At 75.6% G+C, this 1,970-nt stretch carries 3 protein-coding genes; 1 reads left to right on the plus strand and 2 read right to left on the minus strand.

Translation table 11 applies throughout. The features are described 5' to 3' along the window. A partial coding sequence (locus VR45_RS15330) for a hypothetical protein (RefSeq protein WP_045940309.1) occupies positions 1-199 on the plus strand: 199 nt, incomplete at its 5' end. 145 nt (positions 200-344) lie between these two features. On the opposite strand, the gene VR45_RS15335 is transcribed toward VR45_RS15330, so the two are convergent. Further along, a complete protein-coding gene (locus VR45_RS15335; RefSeq protein WP_045940310.1) occupies positions 345-1,037 on the minus strand; it encodes a TetR/AcrR family transcriptional regulator in 693 nt (230 codons plus the stop codon). 122 nt (positions 1,038-1,159) lie between these two features. Then, the coding region (locus tag VR45_RS15340) for an MFS transporter (protein ID WP_045940311.1) at positions 1,160-1,970 on the minus strand (811 nt) is incomplete at its 5' end.

The following is a 1,970-nucleotide window of genomic DNA, read 5'->3' on the forward strand; positions in this document are numbered from 1 at the left end:
TCTCGCGGCGGGGGCTCCGGACGGCCTCGGCGGGCGTGGCGGGGAGGGCCCGGCCGAGCCTTCGGCGCCGGAGGCCGCCCTGCTGGCCGCGGCCGTCCCGTTCGTGCTGCGGCAGCGCCGCCGGGCGGAGAAGGCGGAGAAGGCGGAGCGCACGGAGTGGACCGAGCAGTCCGAGCGGGCGGGGGACGCCGAGCGCTGAGGTGATGCCGAGGTCCGGGTGCCCGAGGTGCCTGTCGTACCCGTCCGCCGCCGCCGTCTCCGCCCCGGTCCTCCCGGGGCCGGGGCCGGCGGCGGACCGCTCGGTAGGGGCGGCCGACAGCGTTCGACGGCGGACGAGGGGCCGGTCAGGCCGGGCCGTGCCAGCCGGGGGGACGGCCGTAGCGGGCGAGGAAGAGGTCGACTCCGGACCCGATGGTGCGGGCGAGTTCGGCATCGTCCACCGGCGTGGCCGGGGCGAAGGTGTGCACCAGCTGCGGGATGCCGACGGTACAGGCCACCAACTGCTGGACGGCGAGCTTCGGGTCCGGCACGTGGAGCTCGCCCTTGGCGGTGAGGTCGGTGAGCATCTCGACCAGCGGGCCGTTGTTCATGTCGTAGGTGACCAGGTACCAGAGCTGGCCGAGCTGCGGGAAGCGGTCGATCTCGCCGATCACCAGGCGGCGCAGCAGCATGATCTCGGGGCGCAGCAGGATGCGGGCGAGCTCGGTGGTGTGCCGGACGAGGGCCGTGCGCAGGTCCGGGGCGGCGGCGAGGGCGCGGGCGGGCGGCGTCAGGTCGGCGTAGGTCTTGGGCAGCACACCGCTGACGACGGCCAGGAACAGGCGCTCCTTGCTGCCGAAGTGCTTGTAGATGGTGGCCTTGGAGACACCGGACCGGTTGGTGATGACGTCCATCGAGGCGGCCGAGTACCCCTCGGCGAGGAACTCCGCGAGGGCGGCGTCGATGATCGCCTGGCGCTTGCGGGTCGCGGCGTCGCCCGGTGCCGGGATGATCGGCATCCCGTACTCGTCGGTGGCGTCCTGGCGCTCGGCTCCCATGCGTCCGTCCTTCGTCCTGCGTCGGGGGTGGGAAGGGGGCTTCCCTGGCGGGGGTGGGCTACTGCGACGGGATGGTACCGACCGTTTGGGGTGGTAGTGACCGGTCCGGGTGATTGGACCGTTCAGTATAGGAACTGAACCGTTTGGTCCGCAAAGCCTGCGAGGCCCGGACCTGCGGCGACGCCGGCCGGGAAGGCCAGATTGAACAGGCCGATCGCGCCGCCCTGCCGCTCCGGCGCGAGCCCGCCGACCGCCGAACCCGTGAGCACCCCCTGCCCGCCGGCCGTGACCAGTGAGCTGAGTGCCGAGCCGAGCAGCACGACCGGGGGCCACGGCGCGAACGCCGCCGCGGTGGCCGCCGCCACCGAACCCGTCGCCAGCAGCACCCGGACCCGTCCCGTCCCCAGGGCCGGGGCGAGCCGCACCAGCTGCCAGGAGAGCAGCGCGCCGGCGAGTGCCACGGACGCGACCGCGGCGCCGGTGGGCAGCGGGCCCCAGCCGGTGAGGGCGGTCACCCGGCGCGGGGCGCCGTAGACCAGGGCGAAGTTGACGGTGGCGAGCGCCAGCATGAGCAGGGCCGGGCGGCGGAAGTCGGGCCGCCGCAGCAGGCCCAGCGGCAGGGCGTCGCGGAACCGCCCGTCGGGCGACCCCGGCCGGGCGCTCCCGGCCTGTCCGGCCTGTCCGACCTGCCCTGCGTGCGCTGCCTGCCCTGCCCGCTCTGCCTGTCCGGCCTGCTCGGCCGGGCGCAGTACGGCGGGGAGCGCCGCGAGGGCGAGCAGCGGCATGACCAGCGCGGCCCGCCAGCCGAGCAGCTGCGCGGCGCCCGCGCCGACGAACAGGCCGAGCGTGCCGCCGGCCGCGTTGCCGATCGCGACCAGCCCGGTGGAGCGGCCGGAGCGGTCGCGGCCGGCGATCCGGAAGGCCGCGACGGTC

This window comes from Streptomyces sp. NRRL S-495, from assembly GCF_000966955.1.
Lineage (GTDB): Bacteria > Actinomycetota > Actinomycetes > Streptomycetales > Streptomycetaceae > Kitasatospora > Kitasatospora purpeofusca.